At 43.4% G+C, this 26,633-nt stretch carries 23 protein-coding genes; 6 read left to right on the plus strand and 17 right to left on the minus strand.

What is annotated here, in order from left to right; all coding sequences use genetic code 11:
- Positions 1 to 20: 20 nt before the first annotated feature.
- Positions 21 to 896, minus strand: coding sequence for a 6-pyruvoyl trahydropterin synthase family protein (locus KYS23_RS08020; RefSeq protein WP_218418352.1), 876 nt, complete (start codon positions 894 to 896; stop codon positions 21 to 23).
- 65 nt (positions 897 to 961) lie between these two features.
- The gene (yejK, locus tag KYS23_RS08025) at positions 962 to 2,026 is read right to left on the minus strand and encodes a nucleoid-associated protein YejK (protein ID WP_159530171.1); all 1,065 of its coding nucleotides are present in this window, start codon (positions 2,024 to 2,026) and stop codon (positions 962 to 964) included.
- A 159-nt stretch (positions 2,027 to 2,185) separates the two neighbouring features.
- Between yejK and KYS23_RS08030 the strand changes: the two genes are divergently transcribed.
- Complete coding sequence (locus tag KYS23_RS08030) at positions 2,186 to 2,401, plus strand: YejL family protein (RefSeq protein ID WP_013784021.1); 216 nt, start codon at positions 2,186 to 2,188, stop codon at positions 2,399 to 2,401.
- Positions 2,402 to 2,413: 12 nt separating this feature from the next.
- Positions 2,414 to 3,931: a DUF3413 domain-containing protein gene (locus KYS23_RS08035; protein ID WP_218418353.1), complete on the plus strand. Its 1,518-nt coding sequence runs from the start codon at positions 2,414 to 2,416 to the stop codon at positions 3,929 to 3,931.
- Positions 3,932 to 4,103: 172 nt separating this feature from the next.
- Here the strand turns inward: KYS23_RS08035 and KYS23_RS08040 are convergent, their stop codons facing one another.
- The 4 genes from KYS23_RS08040 to KYS23_RS08055 all read right to left on the minus strand — a co-directional run bounded on the left by KYS23_RS08040 (position 4,104) and on the right by KYS23_RS08055 (position 8,010).
- Positions 4,104 to 4,661 (minus strand): D-glycero-alpha-D-manno-heptose-1,7-bisphosphate 7-phosphatase, encoded by a 558-nt coding sequence (locus KYS23_RS08040; RefSeq protein WP_218396491.1) that lies wholly within the window; start codon positions 4,659 to 4,661, stop codon positions 4,104 to 4,106.
- Between the two features lie 14 nt (positions 4,662 to 4,675).
- Positions 4,676 to 5,539 (minus strand): putative RNA methyltransferase, encoded by an 864-nt coding sequence (locus KYS23_RS08045; protein WP_159530165.1) that lies wholly within the window; start codon positions 5,537 to 5,539, stop codon positions 4,676 to 4,678.
- A 139-nt stretch (positions 5,540 to 5,678) separates the two neighbouring features.
- The gene (locus KYS23_RS08050) at positions 5,679 to 6,809 is read right to left on the minus strand and encodes an enoyl-CoA hydratase/isomerase family protein (protein ID WP_159530163.1); all 1,131 of its coding nucleotides are present in this window, start codon (positions 6,807 to 6,809) and stop codon (positions 5,679 to 5,681) included.
- Positions 6,810 to 6,855: 46 nt separating this feature from the next.
- Positions 6,856 to 8,010, minus strand: coding sequence for an acyl-CoA dehydrogenase family protein (locus KYS23_RS08055; RefSeq protein WP_159530161.1), 1,155 nt, complete (start codon positions 8,008 to 8,010; stop codon positions 6,856 to 6,858).
- A gap of 314 nt (positions 8,011 to 8,324) precedes the next feature.
- Between KYS23_RS08055 and KYS23_RS08060 the strand changes: the two genes are divergently transcribed.
- The gene (locus KYS23_RS08060; RefSeq protein WP_220100268.1) at positions 8,325 to 9,968 is read left to right on the plus strand and encodes a response regulator; all 1,644 of its coding nucleotides are present in this window, start codon (positions 8,325 to 8,327) and stop codon (positions 9,966 to 9,968) included.
- A 44-nt stretch (positions 9,969 to 10,012) separates the two neighbouring features.
- Here KYS23_RS08060 and KYS23_RS08065 read toward each other — a convergent pair whose 3' ends face one another.
- Entirely contained in the window at positions 10,013 to 10,924 is a 912-nt protein-coding gene (locus KYS23_RS08065; protein ID WP_218396489.1) for an NAD(P)-dependent oxidoreductase, read from the minus strand.
- A gap of 96 nt (positions 10,925 to 11,020) precedes the next feature.
- Between KYS23_RS08065 and KYS23_RS08070 the strand changes: the two genes are divergently transcribed.
- Together KYS23_RS08070 and KYS23_RS08075 are read left to right on the plus strand one after the other, a co-directional pair.
- The gene (locus tag KYS23_RS08070; RefSeq protein ID WP_218418354.1) at positions 11,021 to 11,503 is read left to right on the plus strand and encodes a glutathione peroxidase; all 483 of its coding nucleotides are present in this window, start codon (positions 11,021 to 11,023) and stop codon (positions 11,501 to 11,503) included.
- 35 nt (positions 11,504 to 11,538) lie between these two features.
- Positions 11,539 to 12,606 carry a 2-hydroxyacid dehydrogenase gene (locus KYS23_RS08075; RefSeq protein WP_218418355.1) on the plus strand — a complete coding sequence of 356 codons (1,068 nt, stop codon included), beginning with the start codon at positions 11,539 to 11,541 and terminating at the stop codon, positions 12,604 to 12,606.
- Between the two features lie 56 nt (positions 12,607 to 12,662).
- Here KYS23_RS08075 and KYS23_RS08080 read toward each other — a convergent pair whose 3' ends face one another.
- The 9 genes from KYS23_RS08080 to KYS23_RS08120 all read right to left on the minus strand — a co-directional run bounded on the left by KYS23_RS08080 (position 12,663) and on the right by KYS23_RS08120 (position 23,780).
- Complete coding sequence (locus KYS23_RS08080; protein ID WP_159530153.1) at positions 12,663 to 13,424, minus strand: methyltransferase; 762 nt, start codon at positions 13,422 to 13,424, stop codon at positions 12,663 to 12,665.
- Entirely contained in the window at positions 13,421 to 14,182 is a 762-nt protein-coding gene (locus KYS23_RS08085) for a Nif3-like dinuclear metal center hexameric protein (protein ID WP_218418356.1), read from the minus strand. Before KYS23_RS08085 ends, KYS23_RS08080 begins: the two co-directional genes overlap by 4 nt.
- A 118-nt stretch (positions 14,183 to 14,300) precedes the next feature.
- Positions 14,301 to 15,392 carry a serine hydrolase domain-containing protein gene (locus KYS23_RS08090; RefSeq protein WP_218418357.1) on the minus strand — a complete coding sequence of 364 codons (1,092 nt, stop codon included), beginning with the start codon at positions 15,390 to 15,392 and terminating at the stop codon, positions 14,301 to 14,303.
- Between the two features lie 100 nt (positions 15,393 to 15,492).
- Complete coding sequence (locus KYS23_RS08095; protein ID WP_013784008.1) at positions 15,493 to 15,876, minus strand: hypothetical protein; 384 nt, start codon at positions 15,874 to 15,876, stop codon at positions 15,493 to 15,495.
- A 110-nt stretch (positions 15,877 to 15,986) separates the two neighbouring features.
- The gene (locus KYS23_RS08100; RefSeq protein ID WP_218396479.1) at positions 15,987 to 16,400 is read right to left on the minus strand and encodes a GFA family protein; all 414 of its coding nucleotides are present in this window, start codon (positions 16,398 to 16,400) and stop codon (positions 15,987 to 15,989) included.
- A 78-nt stretch (positions 16,401 to 16,478) separates the two neighbouring features.
- Entirely contained in the window at positions 16,479 to 17,117 is a 639-nt protein-coding gene (locus KYS23_RS08105; protein WP_208804776.1) for a TetR/AcrR family transcriptional regulator, read from the minus strand.
- 129 nt (positions 17,118 to 17,246) lie between these two features.
- On the minus strand, positions 17,247 to 18,275 hold the full coding sequence (gene sohB, locus KYS23_RS08110; RefSeq protein WP_159530137.1) for a protease SohB: 1,029 nt from the start codon (positions 18,273 to 18,275) through the stop codon (positions 17,247 to 17,249).
- A gap of 117 nt (positions 18,276 to 18,392) precedes the next feature.
- Entirely contained in the window at positions 18,393 to 20,981 is a 2,589-nt protein-coding gene (locus KYS23_RS08115; RefSeq protein ID WP_218418358.1) for an acylase, read from the minus strand.
- A 195-nt stretch (positions 20,982 to 21,176) separates the two neighbouring features.
- Complete coding sequence (locus KYS23_RS08120) at positions 21,177 to 23,780, minus strand: VolA/Pla-1 family phospholipase (RefSeq protein ID WP_218418359.1); 2,604 nt, start codon at positions 23,778 to 23,780, stop codon at positions 21,177 to 21,179.
- A gap of 316 nt (positions 23,781 to 24,096) precedes the next feature.
- Here KYS23_RS08120 and KYS23_RS08125 point away from each other — a divergent pair, with 316 nt between their 5' ends.
- Positions 24,097 to 24,852, plus strand: coding sequence for a YciK family oxidoreductase (locus tag KYS23_RS08125; protein ID WP_218418360.1), 756 nt, complete (start codon positions 24,097 to 24,099; stop codon positions 24,850 to 24,852).
- 87 nt (positions 24,853 to 24,939) lie between these two features.
- Here KYS23_RS08125 and glnS read toward each other — a convergent pair whose 3' ends face one another.
- Positions 24,940 to 26,607, minus strand: a complete 1,668-nt coding sequence (gene glnS / locus KYS23_RS08130) for a glutamine--tRNA ligase (RefSeq protein WP_218396473.1) — start codon at positions 26,605 to 26,607, stop codon at positions 24,940 to 24,942.
- Between the last annotated feature and the right edge of the window lie 26 nt (positions 26,608 to 26,633).

Raw genomic sequence — 26,633 nt, forward strand, 5'->3', positions numbered from 1 at the left:
TGAAACAAAAAACGAGGTAATTAGTCAGACACCATAGCGCCTTTACCCACACCTTCATAAGCCACTACTTGGCAATGATTGTTGGGAGTACGTTTCTTTTGTTCAACTAACAGATACTGGGCTAAACATTCCACCGTCGAATCTGTGGTAATCACTTCACAATCGGCCTTAGGAATAAGTAACTCAAAGTAGCCTTGTGATGATTCGTAAGCGAATGAGAAGTAGTCGCTAGGTGAAGCGACTGACCCGGTTATTTTGCGGTCTTCATAGGCTATTTCATCTTCGGTAGTCGCGATGTAGATATCGTCCCATCGGTTTGCCCAATAAGCTTGTTCTTGTTCGCTAATTTTACCATCAAGGTAAATATCGATGCGTGAACGATGGCCATGCGCTATGCGCTGACAGTTTCCATCATGCTTTTTTAACCCGTGGGTATAATGATAAAACGGCGACGCTATCACTTCGGTGCGAAGCTTTAATGTAATATTATCAACGTTTTCTGGTAAGTGGGTGGCAAGCACCTCTTTTAGGTAAACGCTCACCGATTCCATGGTAACCACATCTGAATACAAAAAGGCATAGGCTTCTGCTGGGCAGCGAAGCATGATTTCTCGGCCGTCTTCACAGGTAAAGCGCACTTCAACCTGTTGATTCACGTCATCATGGATAACTGTCGCGCCCGCATATTCTGCAGGCACAAGCAATTTATGATCGACATATTCATCAATCAGTCGTTTCAGGTCTTTCTTAACAATACCAAAATCCTGAACCATACTCTCTTCGTTGAGTTCACCGGTTAGGATTACATCGACAATCCAGCTTTCACCTACCATGCCGCGTTTGGGGCAAAGGTAAGAAAAGTCCATTACTGTCAAATCGTTTACAAATAGTTGCATGACACCCTTGTATCGTGTTCGTTTTCTGTTGTTAGTATACGTTTTTTACGTGTTAAACGCAGTGATTAGTCCATAGAAGATTGGCGATTAAGCTGATCTTTTAAATTGGGTGGTATACCACGAATAGTTAAGGTATCGGTGGCAGGGTCGTAAAATACCCGATCGCCCATCAGTTTGCGCTCAAAGCTTACCGATACGCCGCCGCCCTGCCCCGTAAATTTCGCAAGTTGTTTTAGTGCAGCGGGATCGGGCTGAATTTCTTTTTCAAGCGGTACTTCCATAGACTGGGTAAATGAAGAAAAGTTGCTGCTGGTTTCTTCGTTTGACGGCAGCCTGTTTGCTAACTCCTCTACCGATAAGCTTTCGCCTGCGTCTATTTTTTCTTTGAAATACGTTTTCACTTCTTCACGGTGCTGGTGTTGCTCTTGCGGATCTAACGACTCACTGGCCAAATAGGCATCTACAGAAGAAATCAGCTGCTTATTTTGCTGCTTCACATCAACCAGTTCTTCACAGCCAACAAATTGCATAAAGAAGTCAGACACTTTACGGCCCATACGGCCTTTAATAAAGCTAACATAACGCTGCTGTTCAGGTTGGATATCCCATTGGGTTAAGTCGATGCGAACCGCAAGTTGCATACGCGCCAAATCTAAATGCTCTCGAGAAGACAAATCAAGTGAATTAGTCACTTCAACGTGAGAGCGAGTATTTAACAAAGCAATCATTAAATATTGAGTCGCCAAAAACTCATACTGGCAAAAAATAAGAAACCCTGTTTCTACGGTGCCTGTATCTATTAACGTTTTCACTAATCGCTTAGTAGCTGATAACGAAAAGCTATGAAATGCTTCTTCTACATTTTCGCCGCCAGCTTTTTTCTGCGCTAGGTAGTTTTTCAAACCTTCGGAAAATTCTGCTACGTTATCTGTGTTTTCTTCATTGCTTTGCGAAACAAAGTGACCAACCCCTTTACCGGGTTTGGCATTAAAGCTGTGGTTTATTTGGTGTGCGAGAAGCTCAATTTCTGGCGTTACCGCCAAACAATTATCACGAGGAATAGCTTCTATTTTATCCTCGTTATTAACGACTAAACGGTGTACAACAAAGTGATGAATCAGTGCACTCATAGCGATTAGGGTGTCCTGTTGCTTAAAAAATGTTAGAAAAACTAACGGAATTGCGGGATTTTAGAATGAATGATTGTTATCACTCAAACAACGATTATAATCATTTTACGAGTAAAACCATTCTTTTTATCAAAGAAATCATGAAAAAGAGGCGTAACAGTGCCCCAGAACAGTCGTTATACCAATGCTGAATTTGAAACCTTAATGAATAAAGTCATTCTAACCCTCGAAGAGAACGATGCGGGAAGAGACTTATCGCTAATGGTATTAGGTAATGTGATTACCCATATTTTACAGACTCAGGTTAGTCCTGACAAACGCGAAGCCATGGCAGATCAGTTTGCTAATGTGCTCAAGAAGAGTGTTCAAGGTTAAATAGGCTTTTTTATGATTTTAGCCGAATCTCCTCGCCGCCAGCGAGTGACGAAATTAGTTAATTGGGGCCATTGGTTCGCGCTAGCGAATATCATAATAGCCATTGTTATAGCTTCTATTTTTGTGTTTTCTTCACCTATGCCAGGCACGGGTGTGGGTACACTCTATTTGCTTACCAATTGGTTAGGCCATATTGGCTTTATGACCTTTTTTGGTTTTGTTATTTTTATTCTACCGCTTTGTTATTTGGCAACGAACCCAAGGGCCATTAAAGCCAGTGCATCTATTATAGCTGCGGTTGGACTTGCGCTATTGGCATTTGATGCTTTGTTATTTAACCGCACCGGCTTTCATATCAGTTTTCACGCTGCCGATTTACTTAAAACAGAAGCTCAAACGCAAATAAGTGAATTCTACTGGCAACAGTGGGCTTATTTATTCATGCTTTTTTTAGTGTGGTTGGGTTTCCAGCTTATGCTAGCCAATGCTATTTGGAAAAGAGTCGAGCGTTTTTCACAGCATAAAATCGGTGTGCCGGTAGCTAGCTTTTTCGTGGTCTGTTTTGTCACCAGCCATGCAGTGCATGTTTGGGCCGATGCCGAACTGTATCAACCCATCATCAAGCAAGATAATATGTTCCCGCTGTCGTACCCTGCTACCGCTAAAACAACCATGTCTCGTTATGGGTTGCTCGATTTAGCCGCTTATGAAGAGCGAAAGCAACTGCAATTTAATACCGACATTCACAATATTAGCTACCCTGCAGAGCCTGTTTATTGTTCTATCGATTCCGGTAAAAACATGACAGTGATAGTGCAGATTGATGATGCCCCAATTTCTGGTATCGACACGCTAGGGCTCAATGCGTTAGAAAACTATCATTCTACCGCCAGTAGTTTACAGGGATTAATAACCACCACCTTGTTTGGTGTGCCAGAGATTTATCAAGACTCACTGAGTAGAAAGCGCCCTGTGCTGCTAGCCTTACCGGTAGGCCTAGGAATGCCTGTATCCATTCATTTTGATGAAAGTTTACCTGACGATTTGTTCGAAAGTTATCGCCAGCCTCTTTCAAACAATCATAATGGCTTACACTTAGCGTTTTTACCTGCATCTGCGATTGAGGGATACGTAACGCAAGGTATGCTGCAAACCAATAAGGTGATGATTGCTACCGGCTACGGCAATGAAAGTTCACAAGGCATGCTTTACAGTAACATGTCGCTAAGTGCCGATATTGCCAGCACTGAAGATCTTGCGCCAACGATTATGAACGCCCTTGGATGTGCGGCACCAACAACCTTCTACTCTACCGGTCAAGACTTATTGAACCCAAGCCGTAAGTGGTTAGTAAGTACCTCTGGTGAGCGTATCGTGGTGTTCCATAATGGTAAACGAACTGATGTGTTGAGTAATGGTAGTTACGAAATTACTGAGGTTGCAACGGGCAAGCGCAGCAATGCCCCGCTGAATGTCGATTTATTAAGCCAAGCTATCAAGCACTTATCTCGGTTTTCTAACCAAAACTAAAACGTAAAAGGCGCCAAATTAGGCGCCTTTTTTGTATCTATTCAATTTCATTTTATTACACATCCAGCGAAAATGCTTTGAGCGAACGGCTTTGTTTTCTCTTCATACTGGCTACCCGTCACTATGGACGCTTCATGCGTTAGCCATTAGCGAGCATGTATCAAAAAGTGGGTTATACGCTATTGGGAACAGGTATATCGTTCAAAGAGGTGACTTGAGTAACATTTTCTAACGCTGCAGTGGTCGGCGGGGCTTTGCGGGAAACATAATAACAGTGAGATAAACTAACGTCTTGCCCTGCTTGTATATCTCGCCAACTATCGCCAACCATGATGCTTAAAGGTAGTGAAATAGAATGGTCTTCTGCAGCCTGTTTTAGCATACCTGGACTAGGTTTTCGGCACGCACACTGTTTTTTGTACGCGCCAATACCATGCTCTGGATGATGAGGGCAAAAATACACAGAAACCTCACCAATACCAGCTCGGTGAAAGTCTTGCTGAACTTCGCTCATCAAAGCATTAAAATCGTCTTCAGAATACAAACCTCGTGCAATACCCGACTGATTAGTCACGATGATAATTTTATAGCCCGCATCCTCAAAGCGCTTTATTAGCGGGAAAATGCCGTCTACATAGTCAAAATCTTCGTACCGTCCCACATAACCATGGTCGACATTAACAATGCCATCACGGTCTAAAAATAAGGCTTTAACAGTGTGTGAACCCATTTTATGTTATCTCTTCAAATACATTCAGACGGTTTCAGCCAAGCTTGAACACGAAAATCAACAGTAACTTGGCTTAGTTTTTCAACAATGTCGGCCAATCTATCCGGTGGTAAACGCCAGTAATACGGCGTCATTTTTATCAACGCGATTTTTTGTTCATTGTTGTCGAAATGCAAAGGATAATTTACTGTTTCATCCATAGATTGTACGAAACCCACCCGTTCTTCTTTTTCTACAGCATGTTTTGCAGGGTTGTCATATACCAGCGACTTTAATTCGAACAAATGCATGGGTGCAGGATCCACGGTAAGCAAGAGCCCACCTGCTTTCAACACCCGTGCATACTCTTCACTGCTTCCGGGGGCAAAAACCTGAATAACTACATCTTGAGTATTCGATTCAATGGGCAAATCAAAGCTACTGGCGACAACAAACTGCTGTGATTTATAAGCCTTAGCCGCTAATTCCACCGCAATTTTCGCGATATCACTACCACTGCCAGTAGTGTGAATATCTTTAGCTTCTAAACCTGTTACTAGGGCGTTTAGGTAACTCCCTTCCCCACACCCTGCATCGTAGATCGCAAGCTCTGGGTTTGTATTCACACTGGTATTTTCACTATTGCGGTTATCGTTATGATATTGCGCCACTATATCGGTCATGCGTTGCTTCAACGGTCCATAACCATTGAGATCGTGGAACTCTCTTCGAGCGCGAACCATACTTTTGTCGTCACCAGGTGACTTCGAGTTTTTAAACTGTACAGGAAGAAGGTTAACGTAGCCGGCTTTCGCTTTGTCAAAACTATGGTTATTGCTGCATTGAATGACCGAGGCACTAATATCGATTGGGCTTCGGCAAAGTGGGCATTGCCACATAAAAAGAGTCCACTGTAAAACTGTCTAATACTGGCGGCGAGTTTACCAAACTTCACCGCCGGTGTCGTGACTGCTTCAGCGTTGCTACTAAGTTGTGAAAGAGCTTAACGCGAAGTTCCCCTCACACTATGAAACATGGCTACAAATCAGCCAATGGGTGAGCTTCATTGGTCCAGGGTGAGTCAAAGAAAGATGCAACCACCTCTTCTGGTACATCTTCTACTTTTTTGTACTTCCATTTTGGCGATAAGTCTTTTTCTATCAGTAGTGCGCGTACGCCTTCCTGAAACTCCCCGTATTGACCACAGCGACAAGACATAATTGCTTCCATACGAAAGCAGTCAGCTAAAGATAATTGTGCACCACGCTTGCACTCTTCAAACACTAAATGCGCGGTTATGGCCGACCCTTTAGCCAATGTAGATTGCGCACGGCTTAACCACTTATCTCCGCTAACATCTGCTGATAATAGGTTATTAACCACATCAGTAACGTTGTCTGGTTCACACCACTTCTCAATAATCGCTCGGTGAGATTCTACATTTGCAGGAAGCTGACTTTCTGGTGTGTTAAGGCCGTTTAAAATGGCGGTGACTTGCCCATTGAGTGGGGTTGATTCGTCATTGAGTTTCCACGAGTAATTCTGAAGCGCGTCAAACATAGCGGGTTGTTGGTCGGACGCTACCAACACGTCAGCTAATTCTACGTAACACGCGTCTGCTCCATTCATTTGAACACCGGTAAGCCCCAAGAAAAGACCAGTGTTTCCTGGTAAGCGTGGCAGAAAATAGCTGCCTCCTACGTCAGGGTACAATCCAATGGTAATTTCGGGCATTGCTAGGCGGGACGTTTCGGTAACCACACGGTGACTCGCACCACAGATTAACCCCATTCCACCGCCCATGACGATTCCAGAACCCCACACAATAATGGGTTTGGCGTAATGATGAATGTTATAATCTAGGGTATACTCTGTACGGAAAAAAGAGGCAAGAAAATCAGGGATTTCGCCATTTGATTCCAGCATTGCGTTGTACATGGATACAATATCACCACCGGCACAAAATGCTTTTTCTCCTGCGGCTTTTAACACTACGCAGACAAGATCGTTTCTATTTTCCCACGCTTGTAATGCGTTTAATAACAAACTCGCCATTTCTAAATCAAGCGCATTTAGGGCTTTGGGCTTATTCAGTGTAAGCACGCCAATAATATGTCCTGAGTGCGTTGCGATTTCTTCAACAACCACCACTGATTCTGTATGTTCCACTTTGTACTCCTTGTTGCATCACCGATTTTTGCCACCGCGCCTTATATCACAGAACGCTGGTTTCATCGCTTAGCAAGCGCCTACCAATGATGACTCGCATGATTTCGTTTGTGCCTTCCAATATTTGATGTACCCGCACATCTCTTACGTGGCGTTCTAACGGATACTCTTTGATATAGCCGTATCCACCATGTAACTGTAACGCGTCGTTACACACCTTAAAACCCACATCTGTCGCAAATCTTTTCGCCATTGCGCAATAGGTACTGCTATCGGCATGTTTGCTATCAAGCTTACTGGCTGCCATTCTCACCATTTGACGGGCAGCGACCAATTCAGTTGCCATGTCAGCTAGTTTGAATTGCAACGCTTGGAAAGTAGCAATGGGTTTTCCAAACTGCTCACGCTCAGTGAGATACTGTCTGGCGACATTAAGCGCTTGTTGCGCAGTTCCTATTGAGCATGTTGCTATATTAATTCGCCCACCGTCTAACCCTTGCATGGCCATTTTAAAGCCTTGCCCTTCATCACCTAAACGACACGACGCATCAATTTTTACGTTGTCGAAAGTGATCATTCTGGTTGGCTGTGCATTCCAGCCCATTTTCTCTTCCGCTTTACCGTAAATAATACCTTCGGCATCAGCGGGAACGGCAAAGGCGCTTATACCTTTTGCCCCGTCTCCCCCCGTACGAGCCATTACCACAAGTACATCGGTACTTCCTGCACCAGAAATAAACACTTTTGCGCCGCTAAGCACATAGCCATTTCCTACTGGCGTAGCTTTGGTTTTTAATGACGCAGCGTCTGAGCCAGCACCAGGTTCGGTTAAGCAGTAAGAAGCAAGTTTCTCCCCCGACACAAGTACCTCACACCATTGCTTTTTAACGGCTTCTTGGCCCCAAGTCGCAATCATCCACGTGGCCATGTTGTGAATTGTCAGCATGGCGGTAGTGGTGGTGCAACCCATGGAAAGCTGCTCAAAAATGATTGAAGCATCAAGGCGTGACAAGCCCAGCCCGCCTTCTGATTCAGGGGTATATAACCCACAAAAACCGAGTTCCCCCGCCTTTTTAAGTGCCTCAACGGGAAAGTGATGGTCTCGGTCCCATTGTGCAGCATTCGGTGCAAATTCCTGCATCGCGAACTGGCGAGCAGTTTCTTCAAAGGCGAGTTGATCATCTGAAAGGTCGAAATTCATGTTACTTGCCCTTCTGGGTAATAAAATTGGTAATTATTCACGGTTGATTTAATTAAAATTCAACCATTGAGTATTTAGTCGTAATAACAGTATCTAACAACTTACCTTCACGTAAACGTAAACATCAAAAATAATTAAAGTTAATGTAAAATATTTGTGACAAATATGCAGGAATTTTACCCTGCTTTCTAACTTCACTAACGCAAAAATAATAAATAAAGACATACAGTTAGAAAGTTAAACTTACGGCTAATGCACTTTACGCCCAGCGCTGATAAGCTATGTTTATTAAAACACTACTAAACTGACATCTCTTGGATTATCGGATTGCTATCGTTGAAGATAACGCAACTGCGCGCACTACGTTGCGAGGTCATCTACTACCCATTGCAAAATTAAACGTTAGCAGTTTTGGATCAGGTGTTGAGCTTAAATCGGTGCTACGTAAGCAGCATTTCGAACTCATTATTATGGACTACCACCTAGGTCAAGGAAGAACTGGGGTTGAGTGGATACAGGGCCTTAAAGAGTCGGGATTTATTCGTCCTGGAACAGGCCTCATTTTTCTTACCTCAGATCGTTCGCCCCAAACCATTGGCCGTATAATGGATTTGCAACCTGATGCGCTAATTATAAAACCTTACACCATTGCGTCATTGTCCCGACAAATTAAGCACTATTTAAGCTATCGCCAATATATTGAGCCCGTGTTACGAGAAGTGGATAATAAACAGCGACCTTCTGCCATTACATTATTGCGTAAGAAATTGCGGGAGGGCGTTCCTCTCAGGCTTGTTTCAGATGTGGGTAAACTTTACGCCAAGCTCTTATTTGAAAACGAAGATATTTTGCCTGCAATGCGTGTGTATGAAGATGTACTCACTCGCTCAGATAAAGTGCTTTGGGCACAATGGGGCAAAATTAAGTGCCAGTATGCGGCGGGTCTTTGGCCCGACTGCCAAGACGAACTCAGTGGCATGGTAACGTCAAGTCTAGCGCGTGACAGCGCATTTGAATGGCTGGCTTCTTTATCTTTTGAGCAAAAATCTTACGAACAAGTAGAAACCTATTTAGGTCAGATAAAATTCAGTGAACTTAGCTTACCTGCTACTAGGTTAAAAACTATCGCGTATCAAAAACAGGACAAAGTGGTAGAAGCCATTGACCTGTTACAAAAAAAGCGCGCTATGCATCGCAGTGCCAAAGACAGGTTTAACGATTTCACTTTCGAATTAGCGGAATTTTATTTACTACTTGCAGAAGAAGCGCCTAGTACGAATAGAGAAGAAAGCTTAAGCCAAGCTCGTAAGTTAGTTGGCTTGGCAGGTCGCAGTCAGAGTGATCGCCAACTATTACAAAAAAGAGATTATCTACTGGCCTTTTCAGCCATTTTAGACGGCGAAGATCATAAAGCCACTCACTTACTAGAAAGTGACTACATGGATGATTACCTTCGTACCGAGCCTTCAATGCTGGTTATTGCCGCTAAAGTACATCATGGCTTAGGCGAAGAAGGAAAAGCGAGCCAATTGCTTGCCCTTGCAAAGCAGAAGAATTCTGAGCTGCAGATCATATCGGAGCAGGTTGCTAACGACGACCTTATTTTTAGTGGTGGGGAGCGTCTGAGCCTTAATCATGACCAAGCAGTCATGCTAAATGAAACCGGTACCCAGCTGTTTATGGATAAACACTACTTACCCGCTATGAAGCATTTCTATGATGCATTGAATTTATCGCCAGAAACGGCAGCATTCGGGCTTAATTTACTGCAGTGTATGATTGAATCAGACACCGCCGTTTATCGTAAATACGGAATTCCTAAACTACTTCGCGTTATTGCTGATATGGCACTTTCAGATAGTAATCATCATAGGCTCACCCAATTAAACCTAACGGCCCAAGCTAATGCAGAAAAGCTTATGGCCCCTGCTATCAACGAAGACAACAAGCACCATTAGACGTTAGGTATAAACTGACCGAGTGTGCTCATACTAATGGTATGTTATTTCAACCGCATTAGTAGGCTGGATGTATCCCAGCGATGGCCACCCATTTTTTGAACGTCACCATAATATTGGTCGACCAGGGCCGTTAGCGCTAATGTCGAGCCATTTCGACGCGCCTCATCAAGGGCAATAGATAAATCTTTTCGCATCCAATCAACCGCAAAACCATAGTCATAATGGTTTTCGAGCATAGTAGCCGCACGATTTTCCATTTGCCAAGATTGCGCAGCCCCCTTACTGATAACATCGATGACTGCATTACAGTCTAACCCTGCTTTTTGACCAAAATGAAGCGCCTCTGCTAGCCCTTGAACAATGCCGGCAATGCAAATTTGATTCATCATTTTTGCTAACTGACCACTTCCACTTTCACCTAACAATTGACTGTGTTTAGCATAGGCAGAAAATACAGCTTCAGCACGGTCATAAGCCTTTTGTTCCCCCCCCACCATGACTGTGAGTAAACCATTTTCAGCACCGGCCTGACCACCTGACACTGGCGCATCTAAAAATGCGATGGACTGCTTTTGACATAGCGAAAACATTTCACGCGCTACTTCTGCCGACGCGGTAGTGTGATCTATCAGCAATGTACCCGGCCCCATCGTACCTAGGGCTTGGCTTGCAACGTCTTTAACATCATTGTCGTTACCTACGCACATCAACACTATATCAGCATCTTTTGCGGCTTCTGCTGGGGTTAGGGCAAGGGTGCCTTGACACTCTTTTACCCACTTTTCGGATTTCGCTTTTGTACGATTATACACAGTAACATTGAAGCCTGATTTTGCCAGATGCCCCGCCATGGGATAGCCCATCACACCGAGCCCTAGAAAACTGACGTTAATCGAAGCGTTATCGATAAGTGAACCTGCAGTTGAAGACGTTGTAATTGTATTATTTGGCATAGTGTAACTCTCTTCATAACTGATTATACTGAAGCGAAGTGTAACAAACTTTCTGATTACTAAAACACATCAATAACTAAAATAAAGAGAAGCGCTATGAGCATATACAGTCACCAAGTGATTAAAAATAACGGCGAAGCTATTGCCATGTCAGACTTCAAAGGCAAAGTGTTACTTATCGTCAATACCGCCAGTAAATGTGGCTTTACTAATCAATATGAAGGATTGGAAAAACTTTATAATGAATATAGCGCGAAAGGCTTCGAAATATTGGCGTTCCCGTGCGATCAATTTGGCCACCAAGAGCCGGGGTCTGATGATGACATTGCGCAATTTTGTAGCCTGAACTTTGGCGTTTCTTTCCCATTATTTAAAAAAACGGAAGTTAACGGCTCTCAAACCCATCCGCTCTACGTTGAATTAAAATCACAAGCACCTGGCTTACTAGGGTCAAAACGCATAAAGTGGAATTTCACTAAATTTCTAGTCGATGGGAATGGAAACGTGGTTAAGCGGTATGCCCCAACCACGAAGCCGAGTGAAATAAGTAGCGATATTAATGGACTGTTAAAAGCCTAAATTTTTATCGTTTTTTGGATAGGGAGTGCATTGTAATGAAAGTCGCCTTTTTTAGCGCCAAACCTTATGAAGAAATTGTTTTTAAGGCAGCAGCCACAAGCTTAGAAAAAGCCATGAGCCTAGAAGGGACTGAACGAGAAGACGGCCTTCCCCCTACTTTCTCCCCTATTTCTATTACTTATTTCCCTCATCAACTCACCGCTGAGACTGCCTTGCTGTGTCAAGGCTACGATGGTGTCTGTGTTTTCGTCAATGATGAACTTAATGCGAAAACTTTATATATCTTACATGAGGCTGGTATTAAACATATTGCGTTACGCTGTGCTGGCTTTAACAATGTCGACATCGCCACCGCAAATGAATTGAGCATCAGTGTGTCGAGAGTGCCCGCCTACAGCCCTGAAACGGTGGCAGAGCACACGCTAGCACTCATTCTTACGTTAAATCGCAAAACACACAAAGCCTATAACAGAGTAAAAGAAGGCAACTTTGAATTGGGCGGTTTACTGGGTTTTACTCTACACAATAAAACAGTAGGTGTGATAGGTACAGGACGCATTGGCCAAGCGGTTATTCGGATTTTAAAAGGTTTTGGTTGCAATATCTTATGCTACGATCCCTACCCCAATAAGCAACTCAAACAAGAAGGCGTAGTTTATACGTCACTAGAATCGCTTTTTAGCCAAAGCCACATTGTTACCCTTCACTGCCCACTTACCGAGCAAAGCTATCACCTTATCAATGAAGCGAGTATTGCCCTAATGCCCAAAGGCGCCATGCTTATAAACACATCACGGGGAGGATTAATTGATGATAAGTCGGTAATCAATGCGCTAAAAAATGGGCATTTGGGTTATGTAGGTTTGGATGTGTATGAGCGAGAGTCAGAGCTATTTTTTAGCGACCATTCTCAAGACATTATTCAAGATGACGTGTTTCAGCGTTTACTAACGTTTCCCAATGTATTGGTAACCGGGCATCAAGGCTTTTTCACCAAAGAAGCTTTGAGTGAGATTGCCGCCATAACCCTAGATAACTTGTGTTTTATCGCCGGTGACACACGACGAAACGTTCAAGACAATATGGTTAAGCACATAAGTTAACGGGCTTAAGGTAATGAGAATAGCTTAAAGGAAATAGTAGGAAAGTAGCCATTTCGCTACTTTTCCAAGACAAGATGAAAATACTTACCTAGCCACATAAACGGCTCTGTTTGGTTGTAGGTTCGTTCTAAGCTTAACAACCCTTCAAACTGGGTGGTTTGATGTTCTGGGTTCTTCAAGTAATCATGAAAACATCGTATGCCGGTTTTCGCTTTTACCTTAAAACCAATAGACTCACAAAAATCGCTGGCTTGTTTAGCCGGTAACGGATTTTTAGGGTTAAGGCGAACTTGGTTCCTGACTTTCATACCTTGCGCAATGTAATCAAAATTACCATAAATAGCGTTGGTCATTAAGTTTGCATCACGGTTAAAAAAGCTCAGGCTTAATATTGCTCCTTCACGCATGTTGTCGTATAAAAACTGAATAGCTTGGTAGGGCTCATTCAACCATTCCAAAACAGCGTGGCAAACTACAAGGTCATAGTGTTCCATATTTTGAATATCTAACAAATATTGATGTTGAATATTCACGTTTGGAAACGTTTTTAAATTGTCTTTGGCATGAACCAATACATCTTCTGACCCATCAGTTAGGAACACACTATGCCCAAACGATGCCAAGTGAGCGGCCATCACACCTGTGCCGCCGCCCACTTCTAGCACCTTTTTAGGCAGTGCACTTTCTGTTACTTCAACGAAAGGGGCTAAGGCTTCACAAAGCATAATTTGCCTAAGTTTGCCTTTTGTAGTGCCATAGATGTTATCGGCAAACTTTGCGGCTATACCGTCAAAAATATGATCTAATTTTTGTGTCATGCTGGATTTGGAATATCGATAAAAGATACGTCGAGGTTAAACTCGATTTGAATGTGCTCACCTAATGCCTTCACGCCGTAGCGTTCAGTGGCATGATGACCCGCCGCAAAAAAGCTAATACCCATTTCACGCGCCGTATGAATAGTTTGTTCAGACACTTCACCGGTAATAAACGCATCTACCCCTGCCGCAACAGCTTGTTCGATAAAGCCTTGACCGCCGCCTGTACACCAGGCAACGGTTTTAATAGCTTTATTATCATCACCTTCCGCTAATACAGCTCGTCCTAACTTATCAGCTAATAGCTGCTGTAGGTCATGCTGAGACATTGGGCTTTCGAACTCCCCTTGCATAACCACACCCGTAGGTTTTACGCCGCTTAGGGCTTGCACATTGTCAATATTAAGCAGTGTCGCAAGCTGTCGGTTATTCCCAAACTCGGGGTGAACATCTAACGGTAGATGGTATGCGTATAAATTAATATCGTGTTCAAGTAATGCCTGAATGCGCTTTTTCTTCATGCCGGTAATTGCTTGCGACTCGCCTTTCCAAAAATAGCCATGATGCACCACGATGGCATCGGCATTTTCTGCAATGGCGGCATCAATCAAGGCTTGTGAGGACGTTACCCCTGTTACTACACGTTGAATTTCTGGCTTGCCTTCAACTTGCAGACCATTAGGGCAATAGTCGCTAATCTCATGGGCTCTAAGTGTGCCATCTAGATAGCGTTTAAGTTCAAGGTTACTTACTGACACAAACACTCCGGTTAACTGTTATAAAATCAGTTCAACAATCATGTTGAACCTATAGAATTGTTAAGCATTATACTAATTTTGAACGGCTACTGCCGTCCTTTCTTTTTACACACGCCGGCTACCACTCACCGTTCTTATTTAAAATATCCGTAATGGACTTTGCAATTTCCCAGCGCGGTGTATCACTTGAGTTACTCAGTATAATTATTGCGTTTTTACTGTCTGGATATGTAAGCACTAGCGATTTGTACCCACGAATACTACCTGGATGCCTAGCGACTTTCCCATATTCATTCTCATAAACCTGCCAACCTAGTGCCATGTATATTTCACCCCACGTGGTTTTTACTTGTGGCACTAACATCGCATCGAAGGAATGATTATCTAAAATGACAGGATTGTTGTTAAGCGTGAGCGTAAGCCATTGGCTTAAATCGTATACGTTAGCAATGAGGCCTTCACTGGGGTTAAAAGCTAAGTCATAGGGTCGCTGCTCAAGCTTGTCTATTAACTTTCCCCTGTAGGTTGGATGCGTTTCAGCTAAATTTTCATCTGAGCCATCATAAAAATGACTTTTTCTGATTTTTGCTGGCTTAAAAATATTGTCATAGATGAAAGCGTCATAGCGCTGACCACTAACTGAGAGAATGATCTCACCCAACAGATTATAATTAGTGTCACTATACACAAAGCTGTGACTTTCAGACTCTTCGGGGACAGCGCCTCCCACCAATTCTAAATAACGCTTCAGCGATCTACCTTGTTTAGCACTCGCAGGCCTAATAACGTCCGTTAAGCCTGAAGAATGGGTGAGTAATTGCTTTATAGTGATTTGAGACTTTTCAAGCTGTGGTATGTATAAACCCACTTCGTCATCGAGGCTTAATTTTCTTCGCTCTACTAATTTCATTATGGCTTGCGCAGTGAAAAGTTTAGAAATTGACGCAGCCCTGAATAGCGTTTTATCCGTTGTGGGCTTGGTTAACTTCTCATCTAGGTAGCCGAAACCTTCAATATAACTGACTTTGCCGGCAGTAATGATAGCTACTGTCATTGCGGGAATAGTAAACTCACCTCGAACTTCATCCAAGTACTGAGTCAGTTCCTTATGACCGCCTTGTTCGGCGGAAATAGCATTTACTGAAAAAATGAATAGTGTTGAAATAGTAAATTTACGGCATATATACCCAAACGCGTATTCAGTATTCACAAAGGGTTTCCCTTCTCATAGCCAAAATTAAAAATAACTTCGGCTATGCCGTTTTAAAATGAAAGTAGCGGTTGATTCACGATGAAGGTAAAGGACGTAGTTACCAGAATTTTAATACGTTTGCTGCCAGATAACCTACACCTATACCAAAGCACATCATAGAAATTGTTCTAATGAACTTCAAAACCTTTGAAGCATCGTATATTTGTTTACCTTTGAGTAATGAATCAATTATATGATCCTGCCCCGTAATCGACAAAATAATGGAAGCCACGAAAAAACCGAGGGATACATAAAGATCTTTATCTGCTTCTATGGCTTTCAATTGAACAAGAACGACGATTGCACCAATAGCAGCGGAAGATAACCACGCATATTGTTTTAGTAATTCAAAATGTAATTCTGTGGTAAGGGTCTCATTTTTGATTTTATTCTGTTGGGCTGAATCTAGTTCCGGTTTTTCTTCTAATTCCAATGAATCCATTATAAACATCCAATTTTAATGTAGATCTACACTCATTGATGAGGCTAATAATACTTTTGCAATTTTCTTACAGGAGATGAACCAACAGCGTCTCATTAGTTGAGTTCAATTTACCGACTTTGTCTAGCAGGTTCAAACGTATCATATCTTGGCAGCGCAGCATCTAAGTTGTCCCAGTTTGCTTTTGACGTAACAAAGTTGTGAGAGATGGGTCTTTCTGAAATATCTGAATCTACAATACCAAGCCGAATTCTCAGTTTTTCAGGATTAGCTGCATTTGAACTATAAATGGGCGATGCACAGGTAGAGCAAAAATGTCTATTTTTACCTGGTTTAAATTCGTAAGTAGCAAGTTTCTTCTGTGGGTCTATTAGGCGGAATTCGTTAGCATTGATAAAGCCATTGGTGGCATAGGCAGTACCACTATTCTTTCTACAAAGTGAGCAATGACAATGAATGATGCCATCTATCGAGCCTAAAATCTCGACGCTTATTTCGCCGCACAGACAGGTTCCGTAATACATATATACTTCCTTTTACTTAATCCCCATCTAGAATGCATGTTATCCAACCTCGGTAACTTGACACTCTGACCCCATTTTTTAGTTATTTTGTGAGATGTTACCAGCAACACCTTGTGCTACAAACGGTACTAGGTGACTGATCACCTCTTCAATATTCACATGCTTGTGAAAATCTGACTCAGCGATTTCTGTCAACGCTCGACTTGAAGCCATTGAGAAGACAAAACTACCCATTGCAAAGTGCAAGCGCCAGAAAAGCGCTTCTTCAGGTAGGTCGGGTAAGCACTGTTGAATAGCGTCAACTAAGGCTCTAATTGTTTCGCCATAATCGTTCATAATGAAACGGCGCAAATGACCTTGGGTTTCGTTATACCCTCGACCCAATAGCTGAACAAAAATGGCTGTGCCCGACGGTCTTAGCACATTGAGTTTCAACATAGGAGGAATAAGTGCATACAATAAGGTAGCAACACCTTCGCTACCGGAAGATACTTTATTGTTGGCAAGGCAGGTATTCACTTCAGGCATCAAAACATCGAAATACCTTTTTAGCACTGCCTGAATAAGGTTCTTCTTACTACCAAAGTGATAATTGACTGACGCTAGATTAACCTCGGCTCGAGTCGTAATCTCGCGCATCGATGTCTGCGTGAACCCTTGCTCTGAAAAGAGCAGTTCAGCAGCATCTAAAATATCAGCTTTAGTTTGCTTCGCCATTTTTTATTTTTCTTTAACCTAAGTCTCATCACGCCCGTTCCTTCATGTAAAAACGACTCGGAACGGGGCAAAAAGGTTACACATAACCACAAGAGAATGCTGTAACCTATTATTTTATATTAATTATTATTAAAACCAGTGCCTTGCTTTGTTCCAAGTCTGCATGACTACCCGTTCTGCAACAGCTGCAACCGACAGCCCTAGTTTTTCTGCCACATTCTTTTTCAACGAGTACTTAACCTTAAATATTTCGCGCTCTGGGAAGTGCGATAAAATGTAATCGTCTGAGGTTGAAAGCGCATCTACCAAACCTAGTTCTTTTGCTTTAACACCAGGCCAATATTCACCCGTTGCCACTTTCTCAATGTTCATTTCAGGGCGCTGACTATGAACGAAGTCTTTAAACAACGTGTGAATTTCTTCAATTTCTTCTTTAAATTTTGCACGCCCTTCGTCATTATTTTCGCCAAACACGGTAAGCGTTCGCTTGTATTCACCTGCCGTATGTTGCTCAAATTCCACATCGTTCTTCTTCAATAATTTATTGAAGTTTGGCAATTGCGCTAACACACCAATTGAACCAATGTACGCAAATTGAGACGCTAACAATTTATCTGCCACACAAGCCATCATGTAACCGCCACTTGCCGCTACTTTGTCTACCGCGATGGTTAATGTAAGGCCTTTTTCTTTGATGCGTTGTAACTGGGAAGCCGCTAATCCGTAACCATGTACCACGCCACCGCCACTTTCTAAGCGAACAAGTACTTCATCTTTTTTGTTGGCTACACATAAAATAGCGGTAATCTCTTCACGTAAGTGCTCAACCTCATTAGCATCCATAGAGCCTTTAAAATCAATCACAAATAACCGAGATTTTTCTTCTTCATCGCTAGCTTTTTTACTTTTGCTTTTGGCCTTATCTTCTTTCTTCTGCTTTTTAGCTAGTTGCTTCAATGCTGCTTTGTCGAGCAACACTTGCTTCGCATAATGGGTAATGTCCTTTAGTTGCTCTGACAGTGAGATTATTTCTAACTGACCTTTACCTTGTTTCTGCTTACTTGCAACGCCAACGATGGTCGATACCACGATAATAAACGCGATAACCAAGGTAACGGCCTTAGCCACAAATAAACCGTATTCGTACAAAAACTCCAAACCTATCTCCTAGTACAAAATAAAAGGGTCTGTTATAAGACCCTTCATAACGACCTTATTGTCCGAATTAGAACTAACATTAAGGCGACTTTATATAATGGCGCCTATAATAGCAGTCTAATTTTCCTCTGACGATAGGGTTAATGTACTGATTGTATTTGCAGATATTTCTTCGTCGGTAAAATACAAATCACGTAACGTGGGTTGAGACGAATAAAGTTCAGTTTGATCAGTTGAATGTTCACTGCCATAAGCCCTAGATTGAGAGTATGAAAGAAGTCCCCTTCCTTTTGGCCCGTCTTCAGTAAAGTTAATGACCATCATCCAACTGCTACCATAATTTATATGATAGCCCTCTGCTTCTGCGCTCATAATGGTATTGCTGTTAAGCGGTGCATAGGTATGTCTTGGCAGTAAAGTTCCATTGTTGTTAGGCACAATACTAAAGACATTAAAACCACCTTCGATGTTATGTGCACCAGCCCATGGAAGTTTTACACCCGATGCCGTGCCATTTGGCAGGCTTCGCTCTACAAATTGTACTTCACCTAAGGTTGCATCAAGCGCTACACCGGCTTGGTTAACAACCTGAACTGCTGCAGCAAATTGATTAATTGTGGTGTCATTCTGCAATAAACCACTTGGCGTGGTAACAGGGTTATCAACAGAAAACGGTGTTTCCCACTGGGGATCCCTGTCAAATTGAAACGCAAACTCTCTAAATACGTGCGCCCCAACACTGTCTTTGTTCATGGTGCCATCCCACGAGGCCAATGCTGCACAGCCAGCGGAGATATCCACGTCTTCACCATTTACCGTAACAGGATCACTACCTTGGGCTGTACAAGCTTGAAGTAAGCTAGGCAACACCATATCGGCCAACATGCTTCGGTTGTTAAGTAGCAAGGTTTCCACTTCGTCAGGCGTAAATGTGTTGTCACTACCTGCTTCAGATTCTATAAATTGCTGAGCTAAGCGTGATCGCAGACTTTGTTGATTTTCCACATTGCCATAAAGTGGCGAAACTCCCGTGATAGGTGACGATAAATTTGTTAACCAAAAGCTGTTGTTTGAGTTTTGAACTGAATCTGTTCCCTCATATTTTGGTGCTTCCTCGTAAGGTACAGGTCCATCGAAATCAAACGCAGAGGCAAAACCGGGTAGAACAGTAAAACCCGCTGCTATTTTAGTTTGTACTAAAACAGGATTAGTGGTTAATTCTGAAATGGCGGTTTCAGTTAAGTTAGGGACGGTAGAATCGTCAATATAAAATACCTGACCGTCCGCTGAAGCAGACATGGTATTGTTAAAAATAACACCATCATAGTCTTTGAAGGCTTGTTTGAACTCCTCCATAGAGCCCGCCATATTCATCGCTAGCCAGTGATCAACAACATCCAAATTCGGCAAATTTGCATCTTTAATGGCAAACGCATTAATGTCCGTCCACTCAAAATTACCCGGCACTTCAATCATAGGCCCGTAATTTGTGTAATAGGCTGTTTTGTTGAGCATGATGGTTTGGCCTGGTGCCACCGCTACCTCAATCTGCATTGGCTTCTCGTAAATGGTCCGTTTACTACCATCAACCCTATGAGTAAGGCCCGTATCATCATCTTCATCTAACGTTAATTGATAAACGACAAAGTGCTCAGCTGTAGAAAAGGTGTGTGTCCACGCAACGTTTTCGTTGAAGCCTATATTCACCGCACCTGGTAACCCCGTCAAAGAGCCACCTATTACGTTTAAATAACCTGGTATTTGCGTATGGAACTGCCAAAAACGTAAATTCCCTGTGTGAGGAAAATGGGGGTTCCCTAAAACCATTCCCATACCGTTAGTGGTTTTATCGCTCCCTAGTCCCCAGCCATTTGACCCCATGTCTTGTGGATTTTTTTCCGGCAGTACTACCGTAGGGTTAATGTTAAACGGCACAGCGTTTACTTGCGTATTGGCCGCCATGGCAGTAGGTGATGCCGCTGCCTTTTGTGAAACGGTGCTCGTGCTTGCCGCAGGTGTAGGTAAGTAACTTTCCCCTTCAGGCGCAGCTAAAAACATTGGGCCTAAAAAGTTAGCAGCACCTGGTAATAACGCAACACCCAGTGAGTACGTTAATAAATCAGTACTGTCGATATCATTTACCCAAGGCTGCCCAGCACACGACTGATCTTGGTCAGCCACAGGCGTGTCCGCTAAGTAACGATTGTAACCTGCAGTATAACCTTGAAACATGGCTCTTGAGTTTGCTGACATGCGCGCCAAATTCTCTTCAGCCAATGCACGAATACCCAATGTTAAAAAGCCGAAATCATTAATAAGGTGCTCTGAATCACCACTGCCCGGTTGGTTGTCAGGACCGAAGTATTTCGAGCGCTCAGAATTATATTTAATAATTTGATCTGCCAAAATACATAAATTATCTTTAGCAAACGCATAACCCACCCCGTAGGCCATACTTTCTAGATTATCCGCTTTAACGTGAGGCACACCGTAAGTTGTCCACGTTATGTCAGCCGTTAATACACCATCTGTATCAAAAGCGGGTACCGGTGCTGGTGTAGGTTCAACGGGAGTTGGCTCAGGAGTGGTTGGCGTTTGCACGTTATCAAAATTATTATCGTTCCCTCCACAACCTATTAGTGTGGCAGCAATAGAGGCTGCGAGAAGTGTACGATATGGCAATATACGTTTCTTTGGTATGTTCACAAACTGTCCCTTATTGTTGTAATACTCGAAATCAAGATCCTGTATCCTTCTTTCTTCAACAGATCCGACCAATTAACACTACATTAACAATAAGAAACATTCAAACAACATTTTGATTTTTAGCTTAAATAAGCAAAAAAAAAGACCGACATAAGTCGGCCTTTTCATGTTTATGAATCAACTAGTTACATATCACTAATTTGATACAACAGTCTCATCAGTAATGGGTAAAACCGTAGCGTCAGAAGAGATATAACCTGCTACTTCTCGTTGCATTTCAGCCGTAACTGCCGTGCTCGCTGCTGGGCTTAAACTTGATGCATGCGCACCACTGTTAAATAAAACCAAGCCGCTTAATGCATCGGTACCCGATTGGGTAGTCGTCACCTGATTTAAACCAATGGTATTGGCAAGCGCTAACTGACCAGACAATGGCAAAGATGTACTGACTGGTATGACTTGGTCTGGTAAGTTTTCTTCCCCGCCGTCACCTACCACTGTCATCATGTGTACTGGTGTAGTTTCACCAAGCGTAGTGGCATAGTTAGTTGGGTCACCAGCGTCCATAACCGTTTGTGCAGCAAATGCGAATTCAGCAAATACCGCATTAACTTCTGCAGCTTGTTCATCGCTTAAGGCATCCATAAATGCGCTTACCGCACCCACTAACTGTGCTTCTGAAACATCAGTTGTGCCATAAAGCTGAGTTAACAAGGCAACAAAATCTTCAGACGACTGAGATAACAGCAATCCTTTGATAAGCGGACCAAAGGTAGCAGACTCAAGTAAGAACTGAGCTGCACCGCCTCCAGGAGACTCTAACGAGGCTTGTTTAACAGCATACATGCCGTCTAACGCGCCTAATGTCTCTCCCATGCTGGTGTTAGCCACTGCGGCAAAGTTACCGCCCGTAATAGCGCCTAATGATACACCCATGATAGATACACGAGACATATCAAATGACACGTTTTGGGTTGCAGTAGCATCAACTACCGCGTTCAAACCTAAACGTAGGCCCAATAAATCAGACACGCTTTGACGCAGGTTATCACGCGCAGTTGGCAAGCTTGCCAAGTTCATGTAATGAGTAGCGCTTACGGTTGTAGCATTGATGTCATCAGTGCCGTCGCCGTCTAAATCATAACCACGAGTACCGTGAAGTGGTTGGTCGATAGCCACTGAAGCAATACCTGCCAACGACAAAGTCCCCGTAATGGCTAGCATATCTTCTTTCTTACTCGTAATACCATGCGCTAAAATCACTACAGGCCAACCCGCTTCTGGCATACTGACAGAGAAGCCAAGTGCACCAGCAATCGCTGGGTCTGGAATTGTCACCTGCACATCTAACGTCTCTTCACCCATGTTTCCGCCAGTCATCTGAGGAAATGGGTTAAACTTAGTGATATTACGGGCGTTATCTAGCATTTCGCCATTAACACGTAAATCAGATAAGCCTAAACTTGAACACGTTTCGAAGTTTGGACCAGGTGTGGCACTAGCGAGTACTTCATCAGAAGCCGTTGCTAACACAATACCGCTGTCGCAGGCTGCTTGCCAAAATTCATTAACTGGCGCTGTTGGGTTTTCTGCGCTTGGAACACCTAGGAAATAAGGAAGCGACACGCTACCCTCATAGCGTTGTGCTGCACAAAACGGACCCGCTTCGGCAAGTATGCCAGTAGACACAGCCACAGCGAAATCGTTAACCGCACCCCATTGGGCAGATAACTGACCAGACACGGTACCCGCTAACCCAGCACACGTTTCAAGGGCACTGAAGTCAGTGGCTTCAATAACTGGTACTAGGGCTGCTGCCTCAGCAGGTAAACTGTCGATACCGACTGAGACCGCACCAGCGACTACTTCTTCGGTGACTAAATTTAATGCTTCCATAGCCGTAGGTGCACTATCAACGTCTCCTACTACAATAACAGGAAGTGCTTCACCCGCGGTTGGGTCTCCAGCAGCAGCGCGTGCTGCAAACTCACCTACCATTACTTTTTTGATGGTATCGAGTGAATTCGCAATTGATTGTGTGGTGAATGCAGAAACATAGGTGATATCTTCACGCTCATAACCTGCACCAATCACTGGGTTTACCAGTGAGTTCACAATGCCTTGAAGCAATAATTGATCATCACTTGATAATGGCAGTGTATTGATATCTTGTCGTGTTGAATCCCACGATGTAGAGCCTTGTACAGACTTACCAGACGAATCTTTCAACGCGGTGGTCATTACCAACATGTGACCTTGAGCCGGCTTCAGTGGCTTTAATGGCACAAAGGTAATTGTTGATTCATCAGCAAGAGAAAGCACATAATCTTCGCCGTAAACCAACTGATCGCCAAGCTTACAACCCGAAGAAGGCGTCGTGATTTGCGCGCAATCTGGATCGTTTAAATCCAACCCTAGGGTTGCTTCAAACATCAACACGCCAGCCGCCAAGGTAGACGCGTCAAGTGAAACACCTGCCGGCGTCTCTACCGATATAGCAAATGGATGCTGTGTTGACCATCCGTCTAGTACATTAAGTGCGTTTTGTGGGTCAGCAAAGTTAGTTGGATCGTCTACCGGAATGTTAAGGGTATAATCGAAAAAGCCGTCATCCCCTGGTAGCATTAGAAGATCATTAGGTATATTTAAATCGCCACTAGCGGGATCAAACACGATACGTGAAAATGGTGTTTGGACCTCTGTCTCGGCCTGAATATCGGACAGGGTATCATCGGAGCCGCCACAGCCTGTTAGACCCAGCGCAAGGGCCACACTGGAACTTAATATGAGTTTTCTCATTCTTACTCCCTACAAGCATTGTTGTTATTCTGTGTATCTAAAACTCGCATTGCTTGTAAGCTGGCACCTTTAACGCCTTGTTCTTACTGCAAACTCACCGAGCTTCAAACATGTTAGACCAGTTGTATCTCCCTCAATCTTATTAACTTTGTTGCAACTTTGCAAAGTTTTGTTAACGCTAAACGTTATTTTTTTTTACGTTTGGTGTTTTTATACTTCGAAAGTTTTACTTATTGCGTAGTGTGAGTATCATCTGCACCTATATAATTTGAACCTATTGCGCAGATAACTATATGCGAATTTATTAAGGATACTGATGAACGATTATCAAGCCCCTGCCGATTTATTAAAGGGTAAAGTCATTCTTATCACAGGTGCTGGCGATGGCATCGGTGCTCAAGCAGCGCGGACTTACGCAAAACATGGTGCCACCTGTATTTTATTAGGCAGAACCGTCTCTAAGCTAGAAGCCGTTTACGACGAAATCGTAAATGCTGGAAGTGCTGGAAGTGCTGAACCTGCAATAGTACCGCTAGATATAAAAGGCGCAACACCGTCACACTATCAACAAATGACGCAAACCATTATAGACCAATTCGGTAAGTTAGATGGTGTGTTACACAACGCTTCTGTGCTTGGGCATTTAAGTTCTTTTAAAGATATTGAGCAACAAGAATGGCTTGATGTGATGCAAACCAACGTAAATGGTACGGTTTTCTTAACGCAGGCGCTAATCCCTGCCCTAGAAAAAGCTGACAATGCATCGGTTATTTTTACTACCTCTAGCGTTGGGCGAAAAGGTCGCGCGTTTTGGGGGACTTATGCGGTATCGAAGTTCGCTACAGAAGGTGTCATGCAGACGTTATCTGACGAGTATCAAAATAAGTCGCTACGCTTTAACTGTATTAACCCAGGTGGCACACGCACCAATATGCGCGCGCAGGCTTTTCCTGCTGAAAACCCTGATACATTGAAAACACCTGCTGACATCATGCCTATGTATCTTTACCTCATGGGTAACGACAGTATTGATGTGAATGGTCAATCTCTTGATTGCCAACCTAAGCGCTAAAAGTGACTACCAACACATAGCCATAGAAAAAGCCGCGTAAACGCGGCTTTATAATAGTGATACTTTATGTTTTCTTGATGGCGTGGCTTAGTCGCCTATTTTAGCCCACGTATCACGTAACCCTACCGTGCGGTTAAATACAGGCTTATCGTCTGTACTGTCTGCATCTAAACAAAAATAACCAGTACGCTCAAACTGCCATGCACCTGCTTCAGGCGCACGACTGGCAAGCCCAGCTTCAGCCCAGCCAGTCAGAACCGTTAATGACTCTGGGTTTATCACATCAGTAAAGTTCTCTTCAGCGGCGGGGTTAGGCACGTTGAACAAACGATCGTACAACCTAAACTCAGCTTGCTGCGCTGTTCCTGCGTCAACCCAATGGATAACGCCTTTAACCTTGCGGCCATCAGCCGGGTCTTTACCTAGCGTGTCAGCATCATAGGTACAGTAAACCGTGGTTACGTTACCTTCTGCGTCTTTTTCAACACGGTTAGCTTTAACCACATACGCATTACGTAAGCGCACTTCTTTATCTAGCACTAAACGCTTGAACTTTTTGTTTGCTGACTCGCGAAAATCTTCTGCTTCAATCCAAATTTCACGACCGAAACTAATTTCGCGTGTGCCCATAGCCTCATCACTAGGATGATTTGGCGCTATTAAAATTTCACTGTCGTTTTCTGGGTAATTTTCAATCACTAATTTAATAGGATCGAGAACTGCCATCGCACGAGGTGCGTTCACGTTTAAGTCTTCACGAACACACGCTTCTAGCATGGACATTTCTACCATGTTGTCCATTTTAGTCACGCCAATACGCTTGCAAAATTCACGTACTGAACCCGCGGTATAACCACGACGACGTAAGCCTGCCACAGTCGGCATGCGAGGGTCGTCCCACCCGCTCACGTGATTTTCTTCAACCAGCTGAATTAATCGACGTTTGCTCAATACGGTGTATTCAAGGTTAAGACGTGAAAACTCATACTGACGTGGTGTGCTGTCAATAGTAATATTTTCAATCACCCAATCATACAAACGGCGGTTGTCTTGGAACTCCAAAGTACACAAGGAATGGGTAATACCTTCAATCGCATCCGAAATACAGTGCGTAAAGTCGTACATGGGGTACACACACCATTTGTCACCCGTTTGATGATGGTGGGCGTGTTTAACACGGTAAATTACCGGGTCACGCATGCACATAAAAGGTGAAGCCATATCTATTTTGGCGCGAAGGCTACACTCACCCTCTTTATATTCGCCCGCTGTCATCTTAGCGAATTCACGCTGATTGGTTTCAACGTCGGTATCACGGTATGGGCTGTTCTTACCTGGCGCAGTCAATGTGCCACGTAGTTCGCGCATAACGTCTTGAGTAGAAAAGTCGACATAAGCTAGGCCTTTGTCGATTAATTCATTCGCAAAACCATGAAGCTGATCGAAATAATTTGAAGAGTAACGCTCTTCACCATCCCACTCAAAACCCAACCATTTAACGTCTTCTTTGATAGAGTTAACGAAAGTAATGTCTTCTTTTGCTGGATTTGTGTCGTCGAAGCGCAGATTACAAGAACCTGAGTAATCTTGAGCAACACCAAAATTTAGGCAAATAGACTTTGCATGACCAATATGCAAAAAGCCATTTGGCTCCGGCGGGAACCGAGTTTTAATACTCTCGTGCACACCATTGGCAAGGTCTTTGTCGATGATCTGACGGATAAAGTTGGTCGGACGGTGCTCAGTCTCGGCCATTCGCGTGTTCCCCTTAGCGTTTGAAT

It is taken from the genome of Alteromonas lipotrueae (assembly GCF_019249255.1).
In the GTDB taxonomy this organism is placed as follows: domain Bacteria; phylum Pseudomonadota; class Gammaproteobacteria; order Enterobacterales; family Alteromonadaceae; genus Alteromonas; species Alteromonas lipotrueae.